Source organism: uncultured Coprobacter sp. (assembly GCF_947855755.1).
In the GTDB taxonomy this organism is placed as follows: domain Bacteria; phylum Bacteroidota; class Bacteroidia; order Bacteroidales; family Coprobacteraceae; genus Coprobacter.
Map to the genome: position 1 here is coordinate 54,413 of NZ_CANUAR010000002.1, position 25,424 is coordinate 79,836.

General features: G+C 36.0%; 22 protein-coding genes. 12 read left to right on the forward strand and 10 right to left on the reverse strand.

The window, feature by feature from the left end:
• Nucleotides 1-11: 11 nt before the first annotated feature.
• Nucleotides 12-269 carry a hypothetical protein gene (locus Q0093_RS01950; protein WP_294175989.1) on the reverse strand — a complete coding sequence of 86 codons (258 nt, stop codon included), beginning with the start codon at nt 267-269 and terminating at the stop codon, nt 12-14.
• A 298-nt stretch (nt 270-567) separates the two neighbouring features.
• Here Q0093_RS01950 and Q0093_RS01955 point away from each other — a divergent pair, with 298 nt between their 5' ends.
• From Q0093_RS01955 to Q0093_RS01975, 5 genes are all read left to right on the forward strand, one after another.
• On the forward strand, nt 568-1,110 hold the full coding sequence (locus tag Q0093_RS01955) for a ferredoxin domain-containing protein (RefSeq protein WP_039927679.1): 543 nt from the start codon (nt 568-570) through the stop codon (nt 1,108-1,110).
• Complete coding sequence (locus Q0093_RS01960) at nt 1,107-2,138, forward strand: agmatine deiminase family protein (protein ID WP_297928263.1); 1,032 nt, start codon at nt 1,107-1,109, stop codon at nt 2,136-2,138. The genes Q0093_RS01955 and Q0093_RS01960 overlap by 4 nt, the downstream gene beginning before the upstream one ends.
• A 12-nt stretch (nt 2,139-2,150) precedes the next feature.
• On the forward strand, nt 2,151-3,038 hold the full coding sequence (locus Q0093_RS01965) for a carbon-nitrogen hydrolase (protein WP_297928264.1): 888 nt from the start codon (nt 2,151-2,153) through the stop codon (nt 3,036-3,038).
• Between the two features lie 212 nt (nt 3,039-3,250).
• On the forward strand, nt 3,251-4,570 hold the full coding sequence (locus Q0093_RS01970) for an MFS transporter (RefSeq protein ID WP_297928265.1): 1,320 nt from the start codon (nt 3,251-3,253) through the stop codon (nt 4,568-4,570).
• Nucleotides 4,571-4,794: 224 nt separating this feature from the next.
• Nucleotides 4,795-5,985 carry an FprA family A-type flavoprotein gene (locus tag Q0093_RS01975; RefSeq protein ID WP_297928266.1) on the forward strand — a complete coding sequence of 397 codons (1,191 nt, stop codon included), beginning with the start codon at nt 4,795-4,797 and terminating at the stop codon, nt 5,983-5,985.
• Nucleotides 5,986-6,122: 137 nt separating this feature from the next.
• On the opposite strand, the gene Q0093_RS01980 is transcribed toward Q0093_RS01975, so the two are convergent.
• Nucleotides 6,123-7,382: a porin family protein gene (locus Q0093_RS01980; protein ID WP_297928267.1), complete on the reverse strand. Its 1,260-nt coding sequence runs from the start codon at nt 7,380-7,382 to the stop codon at nt 6,123-6,125.
• Entirely contained in the window at nt 7,379-7,930 is a 552-nt protein-coding gene (locus Q0093_RS01985; protein ID WP_294176003.1) for a sigma-70 family RNA polymerase sigma factor, read from the reverse strand. Before Q0093_RS01985 ends, Q0093_RS01980 begins: the two co-directional genes overlap by 4 nt.
• Nucleotides 7,931-8,115: 185 nt before the next feature.
• On the opposite strand from Q0093_RS01985, the gene Q0093_RS01990 reads away from it, so the two are divergent.
• Nucleotides 8,116-8,871: a NigD-like protein gene (locus Q0093_RS01990; protein WP_294176007.1), complete on the forward strand. Its 756-nt coding sequence runs from the start codon at nt 8,116-8,118 to the stop codon at nt 8,869-8,871.
• A 242-nt stretch (nt 8,872-9,113) separates the two neighbouring features.
• Here Q0093_RS01990 and Q0093_RS01995 read toward each other — a convergent pair whose 3' ends face one another.
• Nucleotides 9,114-9,599 carry a GNAT family N-acetyltransferase gene (locus tag Q0093_RS01995; protein WP_297928268.1) on the reverse strand — a complete coding sequence of 162 codons (486 nt, stop codon included), beginning with the start codon at nt 9,597-9,599 and terminating at the stop codon, nt 9,114-9,116.
• A 530-nt stretch (nt 9,600-10,129) separates the two neighbouring features.
• On the opposite strand from Q0093_RS01995, the gene Q0093_RS02000 reads away from it, so the two are divergent.
• On the forward strand, nt 10,130-10,633 hold the full coding sequence (locus Q0093_RS02000; RefSeq protein WP_294176011.1) for a hypothetical protein: 504 nt from the start codon (nt 10,130-10,132) through the stop codon (nt 10,631-10,633).
• Between the two features lie 246 nt (nt 10,634-10,879).
• A complete protein-coding gene (locus Q0093_RS02005; protein ID WP_297928269.1) occupies nt 10,880-12,667 on the forward strand; it encodes an alpha-1,3-galactosidase B in 1,788 nt (595 codons plus the stop codon).
• A 274-nt stretch (nt 12,668-12,941) separates the two neighbouring features.
• Here the strand turns inward: Q0093_RS02005 and Q0093_RS02010 are convergent, their stop codons facing one another.
• Nucleotides 12,942-13,205 carry a hypothetical protein gene (locus Q0093_RS02010; RefSeq protein WP_294176018.1) on the reverse strand — a complete coding sequence of 88 codons (264 nt, stop codon included), beginning with the start codon at nt 13,203-13,205 and terminating at the stop codon, nt 12,942-12,944.
• A 681-nt stretch (nt 13,206-13,886) separates the two neighbouring features.
• On the opposite strand from Q0093_RS02010, the gene Q0093_RS02015 reads away from it, so the two are divergent.
• The 4 genes from Q0093_RS02015 (at nt 13,887) to Q0093_RS02030 (ending at nt 18,903) form a co-directional block, all read left to right on the forward strand.
• Complete coding sequence (locus Q0093_RS02015) at nt 13,887-15,329, forward strand: TolC family protein (RefSeq protein ID WP_297928270.1); 1,443 nt, start codon at nt 13,887-13,889, stop codon at nt 15,327-15,329.
• A 173-nt stretch (nt 15,330-15,502) separates the two neighbouring features.
• On the forward strand, nt 15,503-16,495 hold the full coding sequence (locus tag Q0093_RS02020) for an HlyD family efflux transporter periplasmic adaptor subunit (protein WP_297928271.1): 993 nt from the start codon (nt 15,503-15,505) through the stop codon (nt 16,493-16,495).
• 1 nt (nt 16,496) lies between these two features.
• The gene (locus Q0093_RS02025; RefSeq protein WP_297928272.1) at nt 16,497-17,681 is read left to right on the forward strand and encodes an ABC transporter permease; all 1,185 of its coding nucleotides are present in this window, start codon (nt 16,497-16,499) and stop codon (nt 17,679-17,681) included.
• The gene (locus tag Q0093_RS02030; protein ID WP_297928273.1) at nt 17,665-18,903 is read left to right on the forward strand and encodes an ABC transporter permease; all 1,239 of its coding nucleotides are present in this window, start codon (nt 17,665-17,667) and stop codon (nt 18,901-18,903) included. The genes Q0093_RS02025 and Q0093_RS02030 overlap by 17 nt, the downstream gene beginning before the upstream one ends.
• A gap of 107 nt (nt 18,904-19,010) precedes the next feature.
• Here the strand turns inward: Q0093_RS02030 and Q0093_RS02035 are convergent, their stop codons facing one another.
• The 5 genes from Q0093_RS02035 to Q0093_RS02055 form a co-directional block, all read right to left on the reverse strand.
• Nucleotides 19,011-19,889 (reverse strand): arginase family protein, encoded by an 879-nt coding sequence (locus tag Q0093_RS02035; RefSeq protein WP_297928274.1) that lies wholly within the window; start codon nt 19,887-19,889, stop codon nt 19,011-19,013.
• A gap of 218 nt (nt 19,890-20,107) precedes the next feature.
• Entirely contained in the window at nt 20,108-20,881 is a 774-nt protein-coding gene (locus Q0093_RS02040; protein WP_297928275.1) for a hypothetical protein, read from the reverse strand.
• 109 nt (nt 20,882-20,990) lie between these two features.
• Entirely contained in the window at nt 20,991-21,971 is a 981-nt protein-coding gene (locus Q0093_RS02045; RefSeq protein WP_297928276.1) for a DUF4249 domain-containing protein, read from the reverse strand.
• Between the two features lie 4 nt (nt 21,972-21,975).
• Nucleotides 21,976-24,567: a TonB-dependent receptor gene (locus Q0093_RS02050; RefSeq protein ID WP_297928352.1), complete on the reverse strand. Its 2,592-nt coding sequence runs from the start codon at nt 24,565-24,567 to the stop codon at nt 21,976-21,978.
• Nucleotides 24,567-25,367 carry a FecR family protein gene (locus Q0093_RS02055; RefSeq protein WP_297928277.1) on the reverse strand — a complete coding sequence of 267 codons (801 nt, stop codon included), beginning with the start codon at nt 25,365-25,367 and terminating at the stop codon, nt 24,567-24,569. The genes Q0093_RS02050 and Q0093_RS02055 overlap by 1 nt, the downstream gene beginning before the upstream one ends.
• Nucleotides 25,368-25,424: the final 57 nt, after the last annotated feature.

Below are 25,424 nucleotides of genomic sequence, written 5' to 3' on the forward strand. Positions count from 1 at the left end.
AATAGTCTAAATCAGCTATCATATCCATCATATTCTTCTTTATTCGGGAATATACTATCCCATATAGAATCATCACCCTCTATATATTCTTGATAAAATATTCCAAACCCTTTTTTCTCGGAACATCCCATAGCAGCACACCATTCTTCGTATGATTTTTTTAACTCTTCATCTTCATCCATCATCAATTTCAATTCATCAAAAGCGGTGTCTTGTTCACGATATTTCTTAATCAAACTTTCAAATAATTCTTCAATATCTCCATCCATAATACAAGAGTTTAAGCAATTTCTCAATTTGTTAACCGTATCATAAGATTCTCAAATATATAATTTTTTTTTCGAAAATCTCTATTACAAATAACACAATTTCACCATGTATGGTTTTAGTCTTTTGTATAAAACAATAATCTCAATTTTTTGTTTTATTTCAATTAAAACTAAGAGCCTGTCTAAAAACAAATGAAAATTTCATTTTGTTTTGTATTTGAAAAAAGCAAAAATAAAAATTACATTTTACAAAAGAGTTTCATTACCTTTGTCGATACCTAAAAACTATAAAAGTATTATGATTATTGACGAAAGGATATCGAGACAATCTTACATGCTGGATGCGGCCAAGCAGATAATGACAGCTGCCCGTACCGCCCCTAAAGGGAAAGGTATAGATATTCTCGAGATTATAACGATTACCGAACGAGAAATAGAAATACTTTCTCAAGAAATGAAAAAACTTTCAGAAGAAACCGGTCTGAAGTTTTTAATGCGTGATTCGGAAAATATTCTTTCAGCCGATGCGTTGATACTTATCGGAACAAAAGAACAAAAACAGGCTTTAAATTGCGGGTATTGCGGCTTTCCCACATGTGCGGAAAAACCGCAAAACACACCATGTGCCATTAATTCTATAGATGTAGGTATCGCTATCGGATCAGCTTGCTCAAAAGCATCCGACCTAAGAGTGGACAGCAGAGTAATGTTTTCTGCCGGATGGGCTGCTCAGCGAATCGGCTGGATGAAAGGATGCCATCAAATTATCGGGATACCGATCAGTGCATCTTCTAAAAATCCTTTTTTTGACAGAAAACCTAAAGAAACAGAAACAAAGTGAAACAAAATTTCTATTTACCTGCCGAATGGGAAGAACAATCGGGGGTGCAACTGACATGGCCTCATGCGGGAACAGATTGGGCACACATGTTAAAAGAAGTCCAATCTTGTTTTATAGAAATCGCTAAAGAAATTTCTAAAAGAGAAAAACTACTGATCGTCGCACCCGATGTTGAAAATGTAAAAAAACAAATCTGCAAAAAAGTAAATACAGATAATATTCGTTTTTTCGAATGTGAAACAAACGATACTTGGGCTCGAGATCATGGAGGAATTTCTATTCTGGATAAAAACGGCAATGCAGGAATTATCGACTTTAAATTTAACGGTTGGGGATTGAAATTCGCAGCCAATAAAGATAATCTCATTACTGAAAAAATTTTCCGCTCCGGGTTATTTAACGCCCAATATATAAATCGCCTGAATTTCGTTATCGAAGGGGGATCTATCGAATCGGACGGGAAAGGAACTTTGCTCACTACAAGCGAATGTCTGTTATCTCCCAACCGCAACGGAGCATGGAACAAAGATTTGATAGAGCAATATCTGAAAGAAAACTTGGGAATATCCCGGATCTTATGGTTAGACCATGGCTTTTTAGAAGGAGATGATACCGACAGCCATATCGACACATTAGCTCGATTTTGCCCGAATGATACAATTGCTTACGTACAATGCAATAATCCGAAGGACAGGCATTATGAAGCATTAAAAGATATGGAGTTACAACTGCAAGGCTTTCGGACACAAGATAATAAGCCTTTCAGACTCCTTCCCTTACCCATGGCAGATGAAATTGTATTCGACAATGAAAGATTACCCGCTACATATGCTAATTTTTTAATTATAAACGGCGTTGTTCTATACCCGACTTATAATCAACCGACAAACGATAACCGGGCTGCTGAAATATTGACAACAGCTTTTCCTGAACATCAAATTATCGGGATAGACTGCCGTGCTTTAATCAAGCAGCACGGGTCTTTACATTGTGTAACCATGCAATACCCGAAAAACGTAATAAAATAATAACAGCGTATTATGGAGAAAAAAATAAAAGTCGGACTTATTCAACAGTCCAATACAAATGACATACGTGCAAATATGCAACGGTTAAAGACCAATATAGAAGATTGTGCTTCAAAAGGAGCTCAACTTATTGTGTTGCAAGAATTGCATAACAGCCTTTATTTTTGCCAGACAGAAGATACACGGTTATTTGATCTTGCCGAAAGTGTTCCAGGTCCATCTACCCGTTTTTTTGGAGATATAGCACGATCACTCGGAATCGTACTGGTCACATCTTTATTTGAAAAAAGGACTCCGGGACTATATCACAATACGGCAGTGGTATTCGACACAGACGGGAATATTGCCGGAAAATACAGAAAAATGCATATTCCCGACGACCCGGCATATTATGAAAAATTCTATTTCACTCCGGGAGATCTCGGTTTTGAGCCGATACAGACATCAATAGGAAAACTCGGAGTATTGGTTTGCTGGGATCAATGGTATCCAGAAGCTGCCCGCCTTATGGCGCTAAAAGGAGCAGATATTCTTATCTATCCGACCGCAATCGGTTGGGAAAGCAGTGATACTGAAGATGAGAAAAATCGACAGCGAGATGCATGGATCATATCGCAGCGAGGACATGCAGTAGCCAATGGACTACCCGTAGTTTCTGTAAATCGTACAGGCTATGAGCCAGATCCATCAGGTCAAACTGGAGGTATCCGGTTCTGGGGAAGCAGTTTCGTCGCCGGACCACAAGGTGAGTTCTTAGCTCAAGCATCCGACAGTCAAGAAGAGAATCTCATTGTCGAAATAGACCTGAACCGATCAGAAAATGTTCGCCGCTGGTGGCCATTCTTAAGAGATCGAAGAATCGATGAGTATGGAAACATAATTAAACGTTTTATCGATTAATACGAATTTTATCTTTCTCATCAAATATCATACCCTGCCGATGCCATAATGGTTTCGACAGGGTATTTTCATGATTTATAAAAATACCGTTTGGTACGCACACCAATCGAATTATATCCTCCTCTTTCTCATCATACACACCATTATACAACAAACTTTAATCGAAGATATTTGTTTAAAATAAAGATTTTTCACCGAATAAACATAGATTCATGAAACATCCTCGATTAAGTTTGCCCCAGATATGGAACATGAGTTTCGGATTTTTAGGAATACAATTCGGATTTGCTTTACAAAATGCAAATGCGAGTCGTATTTTACAAACATTCGGGGCTAATGTAGAACATCTTTCTTGGTTTTGGTTAGCAGCCCCGCTGACCGGAATGATTATACAACCGATTATAGGTTATTATTCTGATCGTACGTGGACTCGATTAGGAAGAAGAAAACCTTACTTTTTAGCCGGAGCGATCCTAACATCTGTCGCTCTTGTCTTCATGCCAAATTCAGGATCTTTATCTGGTCTCATTCCTCCGATGTTTATCGGTGCGGGTATGCTAATGATTATGGATGCTTCTATCAACGTAGCGATGGAACCGTTCAGGGCTTTAGTGGCAGATCTACTGCCTTCTGAACAACGTACACTCGGATTCTCAATTCAGACATTTTTAATAGGTGTCGGAGCTGTCGTTGCGTCATGGTTTCCTTATATTCTTGCAAACTGGTTAGGAATATCAGGAACAGCAGAGGCCGGGAAAGTACCAGATAATGTAATTTTCTCATTTTACATAGGTGCTGCCGTACTGTTAGTGACTGTTCTATGGACAATTTTCCATACACAGGAATATCCTCCGGAAATTCATACCCGATTTAATCATGAAAATACAACGGAAACTACTGAAAAGAAAGGATTTTTCAATATATTTCAAGACATTATACACATGCCTAAAACAATGGCACAATTGGGCATAGTACAATTTTTTTCTTGGTTCGGGTTATTTTCTATGTGGGTATATACAACTCCTGCTGTCGCCGAACGTTTTTTTGGAACGACAGACTCGTCAAGTAACGCTTTTCAAGAGGCAGGCAACTGGGTCGGAGTGCTTTTCGGTATTTATAATGCGGTAGCAATGGTTTTTGCATTATTTCTTCCCGTAATAGCAAAATATATAGGAAGACGCGGAACTCATGCTTTGGCTTTGGTATGTGGAGGGTTGGGGCTTTTATCTTTCGAAATATTTACCGATGCACACATGCTTGTCTGGTCAATGATCGGTATCGGTATTGCTTGGTCCAGTATTTTGGCTATGCCTTACGCTATATTGGCCGGAGCCATCCCGGCCTCCAAAATGGGAGTGTATATGGGAATTTTTAATTTTTTCATTACAATTCCTCAAATTATAAATGGAATTTTCAACGGTTTTATCGTCGAACATATTTATAACAGAGAAGCCATATATGCCCTATCGACAGCCGGAATATTTTTACTGATAGCAGCATTGTCTGTTTTTTTCGTGAAAGATAGATCGTAAATATCTTTATACTTAATTTAGAGTCTACTTAGAGCCGGCCAAATTTTCCAATAAAAATACTATCAGGTCATTTTTGTGTTTTCTTCCGGTCTGTTCTCCTGTTCTTGTCAGCCTGTCAAAACTTATAAAATACAGTTCGTTTTTAGTGAAAAACCGTTTTCTCTTTTCTTGAAAAGATACATTTTTGTAACTTTGTAACTGAAAATAAATAAAGAGAAAATAATATGTCGATTATTACAGAAATCAGTACAAATATCCATTACGTAGGAGTAAATGACCGTACAAAACATCTATTTGAAGGATTATGGCCTTTACCTCTCGGAGTCTCTTATAACTCATACTTGATCGTCGATAAAAGTGTTGTTTTGATTGATACTGTAGATCATTGTTATACCGACCTGTTTTTTGAAAAAATAAAAAACATACTGGGCGAGCGCCCGATCGACTATTTGGTAGTAAATCATATGGAGCCTGACCACTCGGCTTCGATAAGCGATCTTTGTCATGTATATCCGAATATTAAAATTATCGGAAACAGCAAAACCATCGGAATGATTAAAGGATTTTACGGAATCTTCGATAAATTCCATGAAGTAAAAGACGGCGACCGCTTATCTTTAGGCGAAAAGAACCTTACTTTTTATATGACTCCCATGGTACACTGGCCTGAAACCATGATGACTTATTGTGAAGATGATAAAATTCTCTTTTCCGGAGATGCATTCGGATGTTTCGGAACATTGGACGGCGGAATCATAGACTATCAAATGAATACCGAAAAATATTGGGATGAAATGTTCCGGTATTATTCTAATATAGTAGGGAAATATGGAGCTCCAGTACAAAAAGCTCTTGCAAAACTTTCGGGAATAGACATACAGATGATTTGCTCTACTCATGGTCCTATCTGGAAAGAAGAAATACAAAAAGTCATAAGTATATATAATAAACTAAGCTTATATGAAGGAGAAGAGGGTGTTGTAATCGCATACGGAAGCATGTACGGTAATACTGAAAGAATGGCGGAAATTATAGCCCAAGAGTTAGCAGTTCAAGGTATCAAGAACATAGTCATGCATAACGTATCGAAATCGGACATGTCATACGTTTTACGAGACATATTCAAATACAAAGGACTTATTATCGGAAGCCCGACATATACCAATGAATTATTTCCTAATATCGAATCATTAATTTCCAAATTAGAAAGCCGGGATATGAAAAACCGTATATTCGGATATTTCGGTTCATTCTCATGGGCTGGAGCTGCAGTAAAACGACTTTCTGCTTTTGCAGAACGAATAAAATGGGACGTAACCGGAAACCCCGTAGAAATGAAACAAGGCATTACTCCCGAAAAGATAGTCCAATGTCAAGAATTAGCAAAAGCTATAGCAACAAAATTGAAACAATAAATCTTTTAACCTAATAAAGAAAACCGTTGTTCTAAATTCAAAGAATAACGGTTTTCTTTTTACTTAACCTAATCATTACACTTTAGATAAACTCTATTTCCCAAAATACGGCACGAATATATAAAACAGTAACAACCTCAAAATCCGAATCTCAATCCTATTTGCAAATTGACATTAAAAGGCTTCTCTTTCCGAATTGTAGAGATATTTGTCCTGTCGTCAAAGTAATATATCACTCCCGGCTCGGCATAAATTCCGAAATGATCCGTTATATTAAATTGAGCTCCGAGCGATGCAAGGACAGACCACTGCAACTTCTTCACATCCAAATGGTCATCTCCGACAAAAGATAACTCATTCTGCATTTCATAATGTGTTTTCAATTGAGATTTAACACATTTTTCTATCGCCCCTCCGGCAGATAAATATAAAGAAACACGCTTTTTCTTTACAAAATACCAACCTGCCTTTAAAGGAATACCCAAATAGTGAAGTTTCTGTTCCTGAGAATAATAAATATCATTTCCAGCCATCAAATCGGAAGATAGTAAGGTATATGTCAACCCTGTTTCTAAAGAAAAGCTATTTGAAAGATCTTTACGCAATGAAAAACCAAATGTGATAGGAAAACGATGTTTAATATTAGTTGTAGTCTCTAAATTAATATTCTTCAGCATAATCTGTTGATAGGCTGCCGTAATTTTCCGTTCTTCAGACATTTCATCCTGCCCAACCTCCAACACATTCATACTTCGAGGCATTATTCCCGAACGATCAAGATTACTAAACCCATAATGATCTTCTACAGAAGCGATCATGTTATTACCGACCGAAATACCCACAGACCAACCTTTATTTTTCTTGATCGGCTTTTTCACCTCATACCCTTTACCAACAGAGAAAGTATGAGAAAAATGAGTCTTTTCTTTTTGTAATCTATTTTTCTGTTCGGACGGGGCAGTCTTCTCTCTCAATGAGATCGGAATCGTATCTACCGACTGTGTAACAGCTGTGTCTTCTTCCTCAAAAATGTCGTTTTCCGCTTTCTGTTTTATAGTCTCAGTATAAATCGGAGTACGGATAATTATTCTATTACTATCGGATACAATCGCCCGCTGAAAAAATTCATCGGTCTTGTAATGCTCAAATATACGAGAAGGGATATCCACAGTAATAATTTCATCATTATTCGTAGTATAAGTAAAAAAATAAAGGCCTACCGATATAAATAATAAAGCAACTGCTACTACGGCAATTTTGAAAAAACGATGTCGTTTCCTACTACTAAAAGATAACTCATCGTCCAATTTTTCCCAAACATCAGAAGGAGGAAGTTCGGCATATCCTTCCATCCGTTTGCGGAATCTTACAGCCCATTTATCATCTTTTTGTTTCATACCGTTCCCGTTAAATACATTTTTATTCTTTTCGCCAATATTGCCCTAGCCCGGAAAAGCTGTGAAGAAGAAGTCTTTTCATTGATTCCCAATAAATCGGCAATTTCTTTATGAGATTTTTCTTCGAAAGTATATAAATTGAATACCGTTCGATACCCGGAAGGCAATTCCGATACAAATTTCATCAGCACAGCCTGAGGTATTTTTTCCAAATCTTCATCCTCACTCTCAGGATCAATAATTTCCGGAACTTCATCCAAAGTCAATACCCGATTTATTTCTCCATTTTTACGGATATACTCTAATGCCGTATTGACCATTACTCGGCTTAACCATGCCTTTAAAGAACCTTTTCCTCTATAATCGAACTTGTCGAAAGACGTAAATATCCGAAGGAAACCATCATGCAAAATATCCTTAGCAGTTTCCCGATTCCCGGAATAACGAATACAAAGAGCAAATAAAGCACCTGCATACAACTCATACAATCGTTTTTGTGCAGATTTATCTTTTTGCTTACAATGTTCAACCAGTTCTTCCTCCCTCATTCCTGTTTTTAAATCACTCTTTATTTTATAAATGCAAAAAGTGTAAAAATACTGCACCGAACAAAAGAGAAAATATCTTTTTAACTCTTTAACATTTTTCGATGCAGTATTCTTTTCAAACTGCCATTTACATTACAAAAGAGACAAACCAAATAAAAAAACAATAAATTAAAAAGGGATGACTTATGAAAAAATTTTCTATTTTTCTGATAGGATTAGCAACAGCGATCTCATCGGTTATTCTGCAATCTTGTAAAGATGATGACGACGATGTTTACTATTACACCTCGTATGCATACGCTATCGGGGACATGGTTGTAAAAGACGGAGAATCTCCTTATCTGCAATTAGACAGCAAAAGGACTATGTTACCAGCCAACACTTCTATCCCGTCTTTTTTCTTAGAAGACGGACGACGCGTAATCATCAATTTTTCTCTACTGCAGGAAAATTATATGGGATATGATTATTATGTTGCCATTAATGACATAGACACTGTTTTGGTTAAAAATATCATTCCTATTACACCTGAAACCGCAGACAGTATCGGTAATGATCCTGTAAATATCATCGACATGTGGACGAGTGACGAATACTTGACCGTACAATTTGAAATGCAAGGTGCAGGAGAGAAAAAACATATGGTAAATGTTGTGCGAGATTTTTCTCTTTCGGACAATCCCGACAAGGATAATTATATGCAATTAGAATTCCGTCATAATATGGAAGGCGATCCGAAAATAGACAGAAGACTTTGGGGGGTTGCATCATTCAGATTAAAAGATTTAGCTCCACAAGAAAGCAACTTGTCAGGTCTAAAAATAAAAGTCAATACATTCGGAGGAGAAAAAACGTACAATCTCAAATATGACAAAGAGAAAAGTCTGAACACAAACTCAGAGAAAATTCAAGAAAACAGCTCATTCATACATATCAAGTAGAATCTTTAACCTTAACTATGGGAAAAGCCGGTTGATTAAAAATAGCCGGCTTTTCTTTTTATATGCAATAAAAGCCCATCTAAATTTTCCGACAAAAAAATATTATCAGATCATTCTTGCGTTTTCTTCCGGTCTTTTTTCCCGTTTTCACAACTCAGATATCCCGTATCCTTTCCGTAAAAACGACAAAACATTCTCAAAAGAAACTCCCAAACCTGACCCGAGTAAAATTGAGACAGGCTCTAAGTCAATAATAGTTCATAGTCTACAACATCCAACCACCGACCAAATTTTGATCCTACCTGCTCAAAAAAAGAAACTTGCTTAAATCCGAGTTTTAAATGTAAAGAACTACTAACTTCATTACCTGATGTAATACAAGCAATCAACGCATGATAGCCGCTTTCCCGACATTCATCAATCAATTTTTGCATAAGTGCTTTCCCGATACCTTTTCCCACATAACCGGACGACACATAAACTGTTGTTTCAAGCGTATATTTATATGCAGCCCGCTGTTTCCACATATGAGCATAACAATACCCCACCACTCTACCATCCGTCTCATAAACCCAATAAGGAAAACTGGTAAAAATCTCGATTATACGAGAACGCATTTCTTCCTCTTCTAAAGATTCCGTCTCAAAAGTAGCCACGCTATGCATGATATATTCATTATAAATATCTGCGATAGCTTTGCTGTCTCGTAACTCTACCCTCCTAATCATAACTCAATATTACAAAAATTATAAATCACTTGGTACAAATATATCCAAACTATTCTTTGATAGGAGCAATTAAATATATTGATTATTTGAAAAGTATAATATAAATAATAAATTAAATTGTTATAAATAGATTTCGAATCGCATATTTGACATTATCTATAAATTGTTCCTATATTTGCAAAAAGGTGCTAAGAACCTTATATAAATTTTACACAAACATCTTGAGAGGTATTTCCTAAGGAATTTTTTATTCCGATAAGGGACAATATAATGTGTTACATGACATATAGAAACCGAAAAACGAACAAAAAAGAGAATCAAAATTTTGAATATATATTTTATTTTTTATCGAAAATTTCAGACCGATTCACAATATAAAAATTATCAAAATTTACTCGATATAAAAAAGCATTGTTTATTTGTGGTTTCTTATGTTTTTAGAAACATCTTTCTCACAAAAAATGACAATTGATGATCGTACATTAAATGAGATTTGGTTACAAAAATATTAATTATTAAAATTTGGTATTATGATTAAGAAAATTTTGAGTGTAGTATTAGCGTTCTCTATGTTGAATTTAAATCTTTTGGCAGCCGCACCTCTCGATAGAGGCACTATGCTTATAGTAAGATTACTTTCTACTGTAAAAAGTAACTCTAAAGATTCGGTTTCTGCAATAGTAGATAATGATGTAAAAGGAAAGAACGGTGAAATTTTAATAAAAAGAGGAACACCTGTTCAGACTTCTATAAAACGAGAAAAAGCAAAAGGTTGTGGTCGGGCAGGATTCGTAGAATTAAAGTGCATATCTACTACTTCAGTTGACGGACAAACAATATTACTGGAAGGAAGCTCAAGTGCAACCGGTAAAGATAACAAAGGTCTTGCAATCGGTTTAGGTGTAGGCTTAGGGGTTACATTTTTGCCTGTAATCGGTTTTGCTTTTTTAGCTATAAAAGGAGAGCCTGGGATCATCGAACCCAGTATAATTCCTAACGTCTTCGTTATGAATGATTACAATATTGAAAATTAATACTAAGATATAAATAAATACAGCAATATTTATTTTAGAATTATAGGTGACAAAAAGGCTTATAGTATGTAAGCCTTTTGTTGCTTAAATCTTCAATTATCTGCTCTACCCAAAATAAATGACCGTCGAATCTTTCATACCTTTTAAAACTCAAATAATCCGGTCATTTCTTTATTTCAGATTTCCCCAACGTAAAGTCAAACTCTGATTTGAAAATACCAATAAAATATTTATCTTTGTAAAGCTATGAAAAAGAAAGTAAACCTTTGGCTAACATTTTTGATTTGCCTATTTTGTACCGATTTATATGCCAAGCATAAAGTTTATGACATGACCCGATTCGGAATCTATCCGGATACTCAAATCGAGACATCTTCTCTTATACAAAAAGTTTTGGATTCAATAAAGTTAAATACCAAAGACAGAGAAAAGAAAATTCTTCGTTTTGCTCCGGGACGTTATAATTTTTATGATGACAACGCTTTGAAAAGAGAATATTATATCTCAAATCATGATCAAGACAATCCGAAAAAAGTGGGTATCGCTATAGAAAATATGCATAATCTGATTTTAGACGGACAAGGAGCTGAATTTATATTCCACGGACGAATGCTTCCTATATCTCTAATCCGTTCTTCAGATTGCCAACTAAAAAACTTCAGCATCGATTTCGAAAACCCGCACATAGCGCAAATTAAAATTATCCGCAATAATATCGCAGATGGAATAATTTTTGAAGTAGCTCCTTGGGTGCATTATCGCACATCCAAAGATTCGCTTTTTGAAATATACGGCAATAACTGGAGTGCATGTCCGAGTACCGGAATTGCATTCGAAAAAAATACAAAGAGAATCGTATATCGAACCAGTGACCTTCAATATTCTACAAAAGGTATTATCGAAATTGCACCTCGTATTTTAAAAGCTCCTTTGTGGAAAGACGAGAGGCTTATTCCGGGTACGGTCATAGCGATGCGTACCTATCACCGCCCGACTCCGGGAATTTTTCTCTCACAAAACAAAAACACCTCGATACAGAATGTCAAAATCCATTATGCTGAAGGAATGGGACTACTTGCCCAACTTTGCGAAAACATCACGTTAAACAAATTCTGCGTCTGCCTGAAAGGAGATAACGATCCACGATATTTTACAACACAAGCAGATGCGACACACTTTTCGGGATGTAAAGGTAAAATCATATCAAAAAACGGATTATACGAAAATATGATGGATGATGCCATAAATATTCACGGAACTTATCTGAAAATTATAAAAAGATTGGATGATTATACCCTTATAGGACGCTATATGCACGAACAAAGTTGGGGTTTTAAGTGGGGAGAAGCCGGTGACAAAGTTCAATTTATCCGCTCATCTACTATGGATACTGTAGGATATGAAAACCAAATAACGGCTATTTATTCCCACGATAAAAAGAAAGAAAAGGGAAGCCGGGAGTTTATGATCAAATTTAAAAACAAAATAGCCCCAAGTATAAACGATTATATAGATTTCGGTATTGAGAACCTGACATGGACTCCCGAAGTCGTATTTTCCGAAAATATCATCCGCAATAACCGTGCACGGGGAGCTTTATTCAGTACTCCGCGTAAAACCGTAGTTGAAAAAAATCTATTCGACCACATATCCGGCACGGCAATTCTGTTATGCGGTGATTGTAATGGTTGGTATGAAACAGGTTCTTGTAAAAATGTCATCATACGAAAAAACAGATTTATCAATGCTCTTACCAGCATGTTTCAATTTACAAATGCTATTATCTCTATTTACCCTGAGATTCCTGACCTACAAGGACAAAAAGGATATTTTCATGGAGGGAAAAATAAAAAAATAATCATTACAGATAATATTTTCGAAACATTCGATATTCCTATATTATATGCAAAATCTGTTAACGGATTAATTTTTAAAAATAATAAAATCCTGAAAAATACAGAATACGAACCTTATCATTGGAATAAGAAAACGGTTTTGCTCGAACGCGTAATAAATGCTACGATAAAAGAATAAACCAAAGAAATAATATAGTGAAACAGAGTGTCTAATAGCCTGTTTAAATTTCCCGATAAAGAAATTTTATCAGATCATCTTTGCATTTCTTTCAGTCTGCTTTCTACTTTCATTCGTGATAACCCGATATTATCTTTATAAAAACAAAAAACAACTTCTAAAAAATTCTCAAACCTGACACCGGGTAAAATTTAAACAGGCTCTAAAAATATCAAACACTCTACTAAAAATGAATACAAAGTCTGTTTGCAAATAAAAAATATCATTTCATATCTTATTCAGCAGTCGATTTATGAAGCTTCGTATTTAGCTCATCAGCTTTTTGCTGAAGTTTCTCTTGAGCCTCAGTTAAATTATCAATTGCTTTATTTACAGATTTCTCGATTCTACGTGAAGCTTTCGATATATTTCTATCAATAGACCGGCGTCCTTCACGAACTTTTCTTTTTAAATTACACCGAGCGTTTTGGTTACAAGATAAATACAATGTCACCCCTACTGCTGCGGCTGCAGCCGCTAATAAAAAAATCTTTTTCATCTTCTCTATGATTTTAGTTTCAAACTCTTTATATAAAGAAACAAATCAAGAATACATTACGTTTAATCCTTTTCGGTAATATATCCTAAAATCATATAATAAAATAATGATAAGATCTTATTACACAAATAAAAGCTGACTTCAAGAACCTATTTAAATTTTCCAATAAAAAATACTGACAGCGTTTTCTCTTGTCAGATATCCCACTATCCTCCTCATAAAAATAGAAAAACATACTGGGAAGAAGCTCTCAAATCTGTTCAAACGAACTTTAAGTTTCTCAATACCCTACCAATATATATTTAGCTTTTTCGTTTCACGAAAACATTTTTACAGTTTATTTCGATTATAACAACCAAAAGTGCAGATAAAAAAAATGGTTGTCATCCCGACAACCAATCTTCTATTAACCTTAAATTTAATACCATGAAAAAATATGCTGCAAATATAATTACATTTTTTTATTCATACAAACAGATGTGCTGTATTTAAGGTTATTTTCACACATATATTTTCATTATTAACAATCAATAATTCATATCCAACCTAAATATACTTTTTGCAATATTCATTTATTTTCTTTTGCATAAAAGTATTTGCTTTTTTCTTTAATATTTTATCGAACAAACCTCCCGACTTCCCCGTTTATAGAAAAATAGAAATCTATAACGAAAAAGGTATATGTTCAGGTATTTTATATCATGCAGTATATTACTTCTCATCTCATCACCGATCCTCTTCGGACAAAATCAAGAGATAAGTCTCAGCTTTGAAGAGTCTATACAACTACTCGACAAAGGTAATCAGAGCCTTCAAATCGCAGATAAAGAAATTGAATGGGCAAGAAGCGAACACCAGCGTCTGAATGCTTTCTGGTATCCGGCAATCAATGCAACAGGGGCATACGTACACATGGCAAATAAAATAGAAGTGAAAGAATCACTGAACCAATTTACCGATCCGGCAAAAGATTTTATTCATTCTATCATTCCGGATGACCAGATTATATCTTCTATCTTAGACAAAATAGGAAGTTATTCTCTCAGTTTTCCTCTCGCCCCACAAGATCTGACAACTATCGACGCCAATATTACATGGCCTATCTTTACCGGTGGAAAACGTATTTATGCCGGAAAAATAGGAAAAGCAATGGTTTCTATCGCTGAAGTGAATAAAGAACAGATCAGCGCTAATACTCGTATAGCTCTTGTCGAAAGTTATTTCGGAGTACGACTAGGACAAAAAGTCGTCGAGGTAAGAGAGCAGACATTTCAATCTTTGAAAAAACATTATCAGAATGCATTAAAACTTGAAGCAAACGGAATGATAAATAAAGCTGAGAGATTGTTCGTACAAGTAAATATGGATGAAGCTAAACGAGAATTAGAATCTGCAAAGAAAGATTTAGATGTCGCCCAAAGCGCACTAAAGACATTGATCAAAATGGAAACGGATGGTAATATTCGTCCTATCTCTCCCCTTTTCATCAATGATTCTCTACCGACAATTCTCTATTTCAAAAGTTTGATAGAAAGTAATAACTATCTTATAAACCAAATGCGACTACAAGAAAACATCGCCAACAATGAATTGAAAATCGGACGTACGGGTTACATTCCAAACATCGCCTTATTCGGTAAACAAACTCTATATGCACACGGTATCGAAAAGAACCTACTTCCCCGCAGCATGATCGGCGTAGGATTTTCATGGAACATTTTCGACGGGCTGGATAGAGAGAAAAAAATCAGACAAGCCAAAATCACCAAACAAACATTGGCTTTGGGAAAGGATAAAGCTATTGATGACTTAAATGTAGTTCTGGAAAAATTTTACAGCCAGATACAAAATGCGTTGAATAATGTTTCGGCTCTAAACACGACTATAGAAATGAGTAGGGAATTAGTTCGCATACGTAAAAAATCTTTTACAGAAGGTATGGCTACTTCAACAGAAGTAATAGATGCCGAAGTAATGTTGTCAAAAGTACAAATAGCCTCTTTACTTGCTTATTATCAATATGACGTTGCCTTGATAAATCTATTATCGGCATGTGGTATTCCCGACACATTTTACCAATATAGCAAAGAGGGAAAAAACGAACCTTTTTATGAGCCTGGCTGAATTTTCCGATAAAAAATATTATCAGGTCATCTTTGTGTTTTCTCTCGTCAGATAACCCGCTATCATTCTCGCAAAGACAACAAAAAATCCTCGAAAGAAACTCTCAAATCCGACCAGAGCAAAATCCGGACAGGCTCTATAATTTATTTTCAAGATATTAATTATACATAACTATGGACAGAACAAAAAAATATCTGATAACGGCTTTCATATCTGTTTTAATAATCGTCGCTCTCATCTCTTTCTTAGGAATGATATTACTCGAGAATAAACCGACAATTCTGCAAGGACAAATAGAGGCTACCGAAATACGTATATCCGGGAAATTACCGGGACGGATCGATACATTCTTAGTCAAAGAAGGCCAAAATGTCTCCGCCGGTGACACTTTGGTAATTATCAATAGCCCTGAAGCTCGAGCAAAATATGAACAGGTAAATGCATTGGAAAACGTCGCGAAATATCAAAACCAAAAAATTGATGAAGGTACTCGCAGCCAAATTATCGAAACGATGTTCCAAATATGGAGCAAGGCTAAATCTGATCTGCAATTGGCAAAAACGACTTATGACCGTATTCTGACATTATATAAAGACAGTGTCGTAACCTCACAAAGGAAAGATGAAGTCGAGGCTATCTATAAAGCAGCGATAGCTAATGAGAAAGCTGCATACCAGCAATATTTGATGGCTTTGGATGGAGCTCAAAAACAAGATAAAGAAAGTGCCCGGTCATTGGTCAACGCAGCAAAAGGAACAGTCAATGAAGTCGAGGCTCTATTGCAGGATGCCAAACTTACAGCTCCCGAATCGGGACAGATAGCCTCTATCTATCCCAAACGTGGTGAATTAGTCGGTGCAGGCACACCTATCATGAGCCTTGTAGTACTGAATGATGCTCATGTCGTACTGAATGTAAGAGAAGATTTCCTCCCTTATTTCAAGATAGGAAAAACATTCAAAGGCAGTGTTCCCGCTTTGAATAAGAAAGAAATAATATTTAAAACAAATTATATCAGTCCCTTGGGTAGTTATGCAACATGGAGATCTACCAAGCAGACCGGAAGTTATGATCTGAGAACCTTCGAATTGCATGCCTTACCTACTTCTCCAGTCAAGGATTTGCGCCCAGGTATGTCGGTATTGGTAAACCTTAATGAACAATAGAATGAGTATCCATTCTGAAAAAGGATCTTTTTTCTCTGTATTCGAAAGGGAAATAACACGCATGACATCTCGGAGATTATATTTCGGGGTATGTATCGTATTGCCTCTATTTTGCGTCTTTTTTATGGCAACGATATTCGGATCGGGACAAATGGAGAACCTCCCCATCGGAATCGTCGATTTAGATCAAACAGCAACTTCAAGAAATATTTCCAGAACAATCGAAGCAGTACCTACCTTTAACGTAATCGCTCATTACTCTGACGATATTTCTGCACGGACAGCAACTCAACAAAAAAAAATTTACGGATATTTAGTTATTCCTGAAAATTTTGAAGAGAATGTTCTTTCGGGTAAAACCACAACACTCTCCTATTACTACCACTATGCTTTGTTAAGCGTAGGTAGCGAAATACAAGGAGCTTTTGAAACCGTACTGCAACCGTTAGCCATAACGCCCATTATAAATGAAGCAACAGCGTTAGGAATCAGTGAAAATCAAATCGAAGACTTTCTTGTTCCAGTCAATGAACAAGGACATCCTCTTTACAATCCCGATCTGGATTATTCGGTATATCTAAGTAATCCTTTTTTCTTTATTCTATTTCAAGTTATCATTCTGTTAGTAACCGTATATACAATAGGAAGCGAGATTAAATTCCATACGGCAGACGAATGGTTGAAGTGCGCCGATATGAATATATTTACAGCCATAACCGGGAAATTATTACCCTACACCATCCTGTTTATCATTATAGGAATATTTTCTAATTATATCATGTTCGGTGTTATGCAAATTCCTTTTTCTTGCGGATTCACCCCCTTAAACCTAACAACAATATTATTTGTCATAGCTACTCAAGCTTTAGCTGTATTTTTATTCTCCCTATTCCCGGCAATCAGTATTATCATCAGTATCGTATCTATGGTCGGATCATTAGGTGCAACTCTGTCGGGTGTGACATTCCCTGCTCCATTTATGTTTCCGGCAGTATATTACGCTTCATTTTTATTCCCTGTTCGCCATTTTGTTGAGATCAATCAAAACTTGTTGTACGGAGACTATGGATTTGCCTATACATGGCAGAACATAAGCGCTCTATTTTTATTTATCTTGCCGGCTATCCTTATATTACCGCATCTGAAAAAAGCTATATTAAGTCATAAATATGAGAATATCAAATAAAATATCATCTTGGTTTAAAGACATCGCAACAATAATAATGCGAGAATTCAAAACAATCGGCACAAGCTATGCCATATTACTCGTGCTGATGGGAGGAATTTTCGTATATGGGCTTCTCTATAATTATATGTATGAACCGAATTTGATCAGAGATGCTCCTATTGCAGTCGTAGATCAATCTCATAGCGCTTTGAGTCGAGAATACACCCGTCTGATCGATGCCGCACCTCAAGTAAAAGTATATTGTAACGGAGACGATTTTCCAGAAGCTAAAGAGCTAATGAAAAAGAATGAGGTTATCGGCATTATATACATTCCCGAAGATTTCGAAACAAGAGTAAATCGTGGAGATGAATCGATATTCGTCATGTATGGGACAACCGACGCATTTCTCTATTATCTGGCGATGCAAGAATCTTCGGCAGGAGCTATGCTGGAATTAAATAAAAAATATCGCCCTGAAATGCTTGTCTTTCTACCTCAACAAGATACTCAACAGATAACACAATCCGAAGCAATAACTGTTGTAGGAACAGCCCTGTATAACCACACAGAGGGATACGGGAGTTATTTAATTCCGGCAGTTCTGATGGTTATAATCTTTCAGACCTTATTAATGGTAATCGGAATGATCAGCGGTGATGAAAAAGACTCCGGATCTATTTCGCAACTTCCGGGCAAAGGATCTTCTTTTGGCAGAATGTCCGGAATTATCATTAGTAAAACTTTTGTCTATTGTTTCCTATATGCCTTTTTCTCTCTGTTTTTATTAGGATTAATGCCCGTAGTATTCAGTTTACCGAATATAGGGAATAAATATGAAATAGTTATGTTAATGATTCCGTATCTGCTTGCCACCAGCTTCTTCGGATTGGCAGCTTCGGTATTTTACACCGATTCAGAGACTCCGTTGTTAATGATCGCATTTTTTTCGGTCGGGCTCATCTTCTTGTCCGGAGTATCCTACCCGTTAGAACTCATGCCATGGTACTGGAAAGCATCTCATTTTATTTTCCCGGCAGCTCCGGGCACATTAGCTTTTGTAAAAATAAATTCAATGGGTGCAACCATTGCCGACATACGACAAGAATATATCATTTTATGGATACAATGTGCCGTATATTTCATTTTGGCCTGTTTAGCTTATAGGCACAATATAATGGTATCTGCAAAAAGAACAAGTAAAAATCACAATATCCGACCAATAAATATACTAAAATAAAAACAGACCGGAAAAAACACAAAGATGATCTGATAAAATTTCCTTATCGGAAAACATAAACCAGCTCTTACACTTTATCTTTTTATCAGTATTACCTGCATCTATATTTATTTCAATAAAGGCAAACGGTTTAACATGTCTTTAATTCTGATCGCTGTACGAGGCATAGGTTCGGCAATGGTCAGACCGACAATTTCTTTTTCTTCAGCAATATCATTTATTACACGAATAACCTCCTCCATTTTCATTCCATCCGGGTCTGTCCCTACTGCCGCAACAATCTCCGAAGGATCAAGAACATCCATATCAAAATGAATCAATACTTTAGATGCGCCACAAGTTTTCAGCCAACACTTGACCGCATCGCTATTTTGAGCCACATCTCTTGGAGCAAGATGAGGAATTCCATATTGTTTTTGCCGAACAATAATCTCTTCGCGTTCCCAATTACGTAATCCGACAAACAATATTCTCGATGATGCAATCCGGGAAGGAAGTTCTGCAATAATCTCTTTATCTCCGTATCCCATACATGCCGTAACCGCCATTGCATGATATCCCGAATAAACATCACCGGGCAATGTAATGTCAGGATGTGCATCTATCCAAATAACGGCTACATCATTATCGTATTTTTCAGCAAGATAGGTAAACGGTACAACACTAACCGAACATTCACCTCCAAGCGTTACTATTTTATCAGGATTGCTAACTCGCAACATACTTAATGCAGCCCTTGTTTGACGTATTATAATATCTTTATCAAGGACTCCATCCTTCTCTTTACGCTCAACAACCTCAGTCGATACGGGAACGACCAACTTCTCCTGTCCATTATCCGGTGCAAGAAAATCAAGCAATCGAGCTCCTAAAAAATATCCTCGTGAGGCATCTGCCGGATTCTTTATTTCCGAAATCCATTTGGCAATATTTCCTCCTTGCCACTGCGGATAAATCAGACGAATTATAGATTCTTTTTTTTCCATACCCTATCGTTAAACCATTTTTCACGAAACTTCCAAACCTGGCCCGAGCAAAATTGAGACAAGCTCTTAACTACGATGCAAAATTAAACATTCTCAATAACATGAAAAATTTTTACTAAATAATTACATCTCGATAAACATACAAAAAATATATAAAGATCAAGTTAAATAAGCGTGACACTACTCGGCAGAGAGATAGAAAAAATTATCCAACAACATTATTTAAACAACCGGAAGAGTCCACTGCCTACATCAACACTAAGTTTATTTCCTTTGTATCGAAAATAAGGTGCAATTATAGGTACTGTTTGTTCGTTACGCAACCGGAAATCACAACAACGCTTAACTCCAATATCCATCCCCCAATTAGGATGCATATCGTAAGTAACAAAACCTCCATAATTAATAGTTCTGAAAGAAGAAGAAAATATAAGCGAGTACGAAGCAAATGTATTTAATTTAACTTTCTCATTAACAGAGTAAGATAAACTACCGAACAATCCGAACAACAAACTTTCATATCTCGGTATATGCCATTTTACTGCATATGCAAAGATATTTAAAGAACAACGGTTCATAGAATACAATCCAATACCGGCATAATTCATTTGTCCTAAACCGATAAAGTTAATTTGTTTACCCATACCATAAAAACGGCCATACGGATAGTGCTTTATGACACCTGACACGCTGTATTCTCCTGTATGTAAAAAAGACTTATTGGCATAGAACTCCGAACAATAAGAATATCCGTTATTAAATGCAAATTTATTCGAACGAGAAATTCCAAAAAGAAGAGTATCTACCTTTACATTCATACCCTTTTCAAATATAACACGATCATTACTTAAACAAAAATTACCTTTTTGAATAACCATTACCGAATCATGCACTCTGACCTCTTGGCTATAAGAACAAACATTGCTAATACCCGGAAAAAGAGCTATAATCAAACATATAAATATTTTCCAATACATAAAGAATATATCCATTCAAATTAAACTTCCCGAATCCAAATCCTCAGATAGATCTAAATTTTCACTGAAAAATAGTTAATTATATCTAATGACAACATCTGACTCTTACTGTAAAACATTCTATTCAATCATCTTTTAAATTGTCGATCCATTGCGTTCGGAGAATTCTACAACCACCCACGACTCCTATACCATTTATAACATTTGTATAAGTAGCCCGTATGGGAGCTAACTCAGAATGTCCCAGTCCATTATTCTTCTGTTCATTTAGCGATCTCAGAAATTTATAAAACTCTTCAGAAAGGCTATATAAAATGACCCGATATTTCGTTTTACAAACAATATGTTCATATCCGTCGGGAGTAATGAAATCATCCTCATAGTCTGCCATATAATAGGTATTTAACCTAAATGTATAGCTTTTACCCTGAATTTTAGTATCATCCCAATAATATAGATTTTGATAAAAATCATTCTCATTCATCAGTATATCATCCAATCCCGAAGAGTTATTCAATAAAGGTTCATCATCCAAATCAAACACTATCGGGCTAATCGACTCTGAATAATTTCCATTACTCCAATACATCTGTTTATACTCAATTCTCATAGCGTAATAATCTTTGGTGCTTGCATCGTCATCGAAATGTATCTGAAACTGAAGTTTATCCATATCAGTTTCTTTTCTAATCAAATCGACCGACTTTAAAGGAAATGGTTTCGGAATAATCGTTGCAGCAGAGACAGTCTTCATACCGTCGGCAGATGCCGTTATATTTATTTTATCCCCATCTTTGTATTTCTTTACCACATAATAACTTTGAGCCGGAATACCCGGTATAGAATCATTCGTCCACGAAAAATGCATTGTCTCATCATTTACCGAAATAAGGACATTCGCAGCTTTCAATCCTTGACTAAGTTCTCCTTTCTGACTAACAGGATGGCTGCGTGACAAATGTACAATAGTCGTATCGCCACTTCCCGGATAACAATATAGTACCAATTTAGGAGACTCCATAATATCATCCAACTTAAAGTGATATGTGCAAGATGAAAACAGAAATACACAAAAAAATAATATGACAAAATATAAATACCTCATGCGTTTAAAACTTTAATGTGTAACTGAATGAAGGGATTATAGGAAAGATTCCTATCGCCTTGCCTCTGAAACCACCACTCGGTAAACGTTCTATTCGAGTATAAAATGCATTCATTCGGCAATAAGCATTGTAAACACTGATATTCCAAATACGCTCAAATCCTCTTTTTGTTATATGGTGGAAGTTCATACCCAGATCAAGACGATGATATGCCGGCAATGTGATATTGTTCGGCCTTTCATAAATCAGTTCCGGTTCACTCGAACCGGGGACATTCGGAAAAGACGGACCATTCACATACTGAGTAGGAACAGTAGCTCTATCTCCGCTACGATATGTCCATGCGGCATAAATATCTATATGACCACTAAATTTATGACGGAATAAGATATTAAATTTATGACGATTGTCAAACTTACTGTAATACCAATCCGGACAAAAATCTTCAAATTTTTGTTTACTCCATGATAATGTATATCCAGCTTCAATAATATTATTCCGGTTTCTATATTCCAAAGACAGTTCCATACCATAAGACTTTCCTTTACCCGTTTTCACTAAATTGTCCCAATTATCGGCCGGAAGCATCAGACTATTTCCGCCATCATATTCAAGCAATTGGCTTGTAGCACGATAATACCCTTCTATGTTCAAACTAATATGTAAAGGCAATTCCACATACACTCCGGCAGCAAGTTGTCTTGAATGCATAGGAGGCACTTTTCGTGTAGATGGTACCCAACTATCAGTCGGAAGATTAAGATAAGTATTCGATAATTGATGTGCAAATTGGCTCATCTCAGCATAAGATGCCTTTACAGCAACTCGATCTGCACATTGATAACTCATAGCTACTCTCGGTTCGAAAGAATGATAATACCTCCCATCTGTCTGATAGACCGCATAATGCAAGCCGGCATTGGCTTTTATCCTTTGTGTCAGTCGCATTTCATCTTCAATATAGAAAGAAACTTCACCACCTCTATAACGACTTGCACTTTCCAGCGATATAGTATCAATATCCGAATATTTTTCTGTCAGATTTCGAGACGCTATATTTTGAGGATGATAAATATGGTATAAATAATTATTACCAAAACGGATATGATGATTCACTCCGGGACGATAATCAAACTCCATACGATAACCGATATCATTTATCGAAGAATGATTGAATCGCTCTCTTCGATTCATATAAATCTGATCCTTATCACTAAAATAGCGATCATCTTCTACATAGTCATACATAGAAGTATTACGTGCATATACAGCGGTAAAATTTCCTGACAATTTAGAAGTGAACTGATAGTTCCAAGCCAAAGCAGCAGTCAAATTCCCCCATGTCACTTTAAAATCTGAATTATAATGCTCCTTATCTGCATTCATAATACTCCCATCAAAGATCTGCCGAGCTTTTACTTTCAATAAATCATTGCCGGAATATATACTGAGCGAAAGTTTGTTCCTATCCGAAAATCGGTGAGTAATTTTCCCGTTGATATCATGAAAGGCATAACGCAAATTCTTCTTGTCTTTAGGATTAGAACGGTTAAGTACAAAAAATATAGGAGCAGTAAAAAGATCTGTCCAACTTCTTCTCATAGCAACATTAAACGATGTCTTGTTTTTTATTATAGGACCTTCAAATTGAATTCTACCATCAAGTAAACCCAGAGAAAAATTCCCATGAAATTCTTTCATGTCTCCCTCTTTGGTACGAACATCGACTACAGAAGATAACCTGCCTCCATAACGGGCAGGGAAACCACTTTTATAGAAATCTACATTCTTGACAATATCCGTATTAAAGGCCGAAAACAGACCTCCCAAATGGTTAATTTGATAAAGGGGCGTTCCGTCAAGCAAAAAAAGATTCTCATCGTTTTTACCGCCATGTACATACATTCCAGAAAGGAGTTCTGTTCCGGCAGATACACCAGGGATAGTTTGAAGAGTTTTCACAAGATCAGGAGAACTTAATAACGAAAATTCTGCATTCAATTGTTCTGAGGTCAGCGACACTTTTCCTGTTTGTGTCGTATGAAAAGGTAAATTCAAATCTCCTATTACTTCTATTTCGGACAATGAAGCAACACCTTCTTTCATATAAACAATGCCGTTATAATTTGAATTTAAATTCAATTCCTTTATAACATCTTGATAACCTATATAAGAAAAACGTATATTATGTTTTCCTCTCGGCAATGTTATACTGAAGAAACCATGTTCATTACTTAACGTTCCCTTTTTCGTATTCATGTCAAAGATCGTCACATTGATGAGTGTTTCTCCATTTTCCTGACATACATATCCAGAAAAAGTATAACTATCTTGGCGGAATAGTAAAACATATTCATCCCGAATTTCCCATTGTATGCCAATACCACTGAATACTCTTTTTAAATTTTCAACTAACGAACTACCTGATAAAGGAGCGCTTTTCGGTTTAATATTTGCCAAAGAAGAATCATACACAAAATTTACATGATACATATCTTGCATAGCATCTATGATTTTTTTCATTTCCGTCGTATTTTGTTGGGCATTTATACTCAGGCACACATACAATAAAATCACAGTCATTATGAGCTTCATCATTTTACCTTTTCAATATTCACGTTCAATACTTTCTCTATGATCTCAATAATCTCATCCAAACTTTTTGCTTTAAAATCGGCAGTCAGCCACTTATTCGGATAGTCAACAGTCAGTTGTACTTTATAGTATCTCGATAGCTCGTCAAGTACCACAGATAACGGTGTGTTATCAAATACAAAGTTACCTGTCATCGAGCGTTTCATCACTTGCAGCTTATGCTGACCTTTAACAGCCTCCACTGTCATCCCCTCCGTCAATATCAGTGTATCAGGTTGTCCGATAACCGAAAATTGAACTTTTCCTGAATCAACCCGAATAAATGCCGTATCAATCCGACTTTCATCTATCGTGAAACAAGTACCCAAAACTTTAACTTGAGATAGTTCCCCTTTTACGGTAAACGGACGTGAAATATCATGTTTGACAGAAAACGATACCCTTCCTCTCATTTGTACCTCACGACAAGAAAGCCGATAACTTTCAGAATAAAAACGAATAGAAGAATGAGGAAATAAAATAACGGAAGAACTATCCGGAAGAAGATAAACTACTGAATGAGAATCGGCTGTTACTTCTGTCCATTCTTTTTCCTCATAAAATCGATATTGCATAAAAATCACTATGAATATTGCGGCTGCAACACCGGTAAATACCCACCAAAAGCGTACGGTATTTTTATTACACGCCGATATTTGATGTTTGTCTTTAAAATCTTTTAATGCTTTTTGCGTATCCAATTTATTTTTCTGATAATAATGCAAAACAAAGCGAAGACATTTTTCTTCTAAATTTCCCATACTTTTCAATATTTTATTTTTCGTAACTATGACTGTTACAATAAAAAAATTCACTAT

What these genes read in the sequence shown, in the direction of transcription:
- Q0093_RS01990 (WP_294176007.1), top strand. Translation starts at nt 8,116, where the DNA reads ATGAAAAAATTTTCTATTTTTCTGATAGGATTAGCAACAGCGATCTCA.
- Q0093_RS01980 (WP_297928267.1), bottom strand. Translation starts at nt 7,382, where the DNA reads ATGAAACAAAAAGATGATAAATGGGCTGTAAGATTCCGCAAACGGATG.
- Q0093_RS01975 (WP_297928266.1), top strand. Translation starts at nt 4,795, where the DNA reads ATGTCGATTATTACAGAAATCAGTACAAATATCCATTACGTAGGAGTA.
- Q0093_RS02020 (WP_297928271.1), top strand. Translation starts at nt 15,503, where the DNA reads ATGGACAGAACAAAAAAATATCTGATAACGGCTTTCATATCTGTTTTA.
- Q0093_RS02055 (WP_297928277.1), bottom strand. Translation starts at nt 25,367, where the DNA reads ATGGGAAATTTAGAAGAAAAATGTCTTCGCTTTGTTTTGCATTATTAT.
- Q0093_RS01985 (WP_294176003.1), bottom strand. Translation starts at nt 7,930, where the DNA reads ATGAGGGAGGAAGAACTGGTTGAACATTGTAAGCAAAAAGATAAATCT.
- Q0093_RS01955 (WP_039927679.1), top strand. Translation starts at nt 568, where the DNA reads ATGATTATTGACGAAAGGATATCGAGACAATCTTACATGCTGGATGCG.
- Q0093_RS01970 (WP_297928265.1), top strand. Translation starts at nt 3,251, where the DNA reads ATGAAACATCCTCGATTAAGTTTGCCCCAGATATGGAACATGAGTTTC.
- Q0093_RS02000 (WP_294176011.1), top strand. Translation starts at nt 10,130, where the DNA reads ATGATTAAGAAAATTTTGAGTGTAGTATTAGCGTTCTCTATGTTGAAT.
- Q0093_RS01950 (WP_294175989.1), bottom strand. Translation starts at nt 269, where the DNA reads ATGGATGGAGATATTGAAGAATTATTTGAAAGTTTGATTAAGAAATAT.
- Q0093_RS02050 (WP_297928352.1), bottom strand. Translation starts at nt 24,567, where the DNA reads ATGAAGCTCATAATGACTGTGATTTTATTGTATGTGTGCCTGAGTATA.
- Q0093_RS02010 (WP_294176018.1), bottom strand. Translation starts at nt 13,205, where the DNA reads ATGAAAAAGATTTTTTTATTAGCGGCTGCAGCCGCAGCAGTAGGGGTG.
- Q0093_RS02045 (WP_297928276.1), bottom strand. Translation starts at nt 21,971, where the DNA reads ATGAGGTATTTATATTTTGTCATATTATTTTTTTGTGTATTTCTGTTT.
- Q0093_RS02025 (WP_297928272.1), top strand. Translation starts at nt 16,497, where the DNA reads ATGAGTATCCATTCTGAAAAAGGATCTTTTTTCTCTGTATTCGAAAGG.
- Q0093_RS02035 (WP_297928274.1), bottom strand. Translation starts at nt 19,889, where the DNA reads ATGGAAAAAAAAGAATCTATAATTCGTCTGATTTATCCGCAGTGGCAA.
- Q0093_RS01995 (WP_297928268.1), bottom strand. Translation starts at nt 9,599, where the DNA reads ATGATTAGGAGGGTAGAGTTACGAGACAGCAAAGCTATCGCAGATATT.
- Q0093_RS02005 (WP_297928269.1), top strand. Translation starts at nt 10,880, where the DNA reads ATGAAAAAGAAAGTAAACCTTTGGCTAACATTTTTGATTTGCCTATTT.
- Q0093_RS02030 (WP_297928273.1), top strand. Translation starts at nt 17,665, where the DNA reads ATGAGAATATCAAATAAAATATCATCTTGGTTTAAAGACATCGCAACA.
- Q0093_RS02015 (WP_297928270.1), top strand. Translation starts at nt 13,887, where the DNA reads ATGTTCAGGTATTTTATATCATGCAGTATATTACTTCTCATCTCATCA.
- Q0093_RS01965 (WP_297928264.1), top strand. Translation starts at nt 2,151, where the DNA reads ATGGAGAAAAAAATAAAAGTCGGACTTATTCAACAGTCCAATACAAAT.
- Q0093_RS02040 (WP_297928275.1), bottom strand. Translation starts at nt 20,881, where the DNA reads ATGGATATATTCTTTATGTATTGGAAAATATTTATATGTTTGATTATA.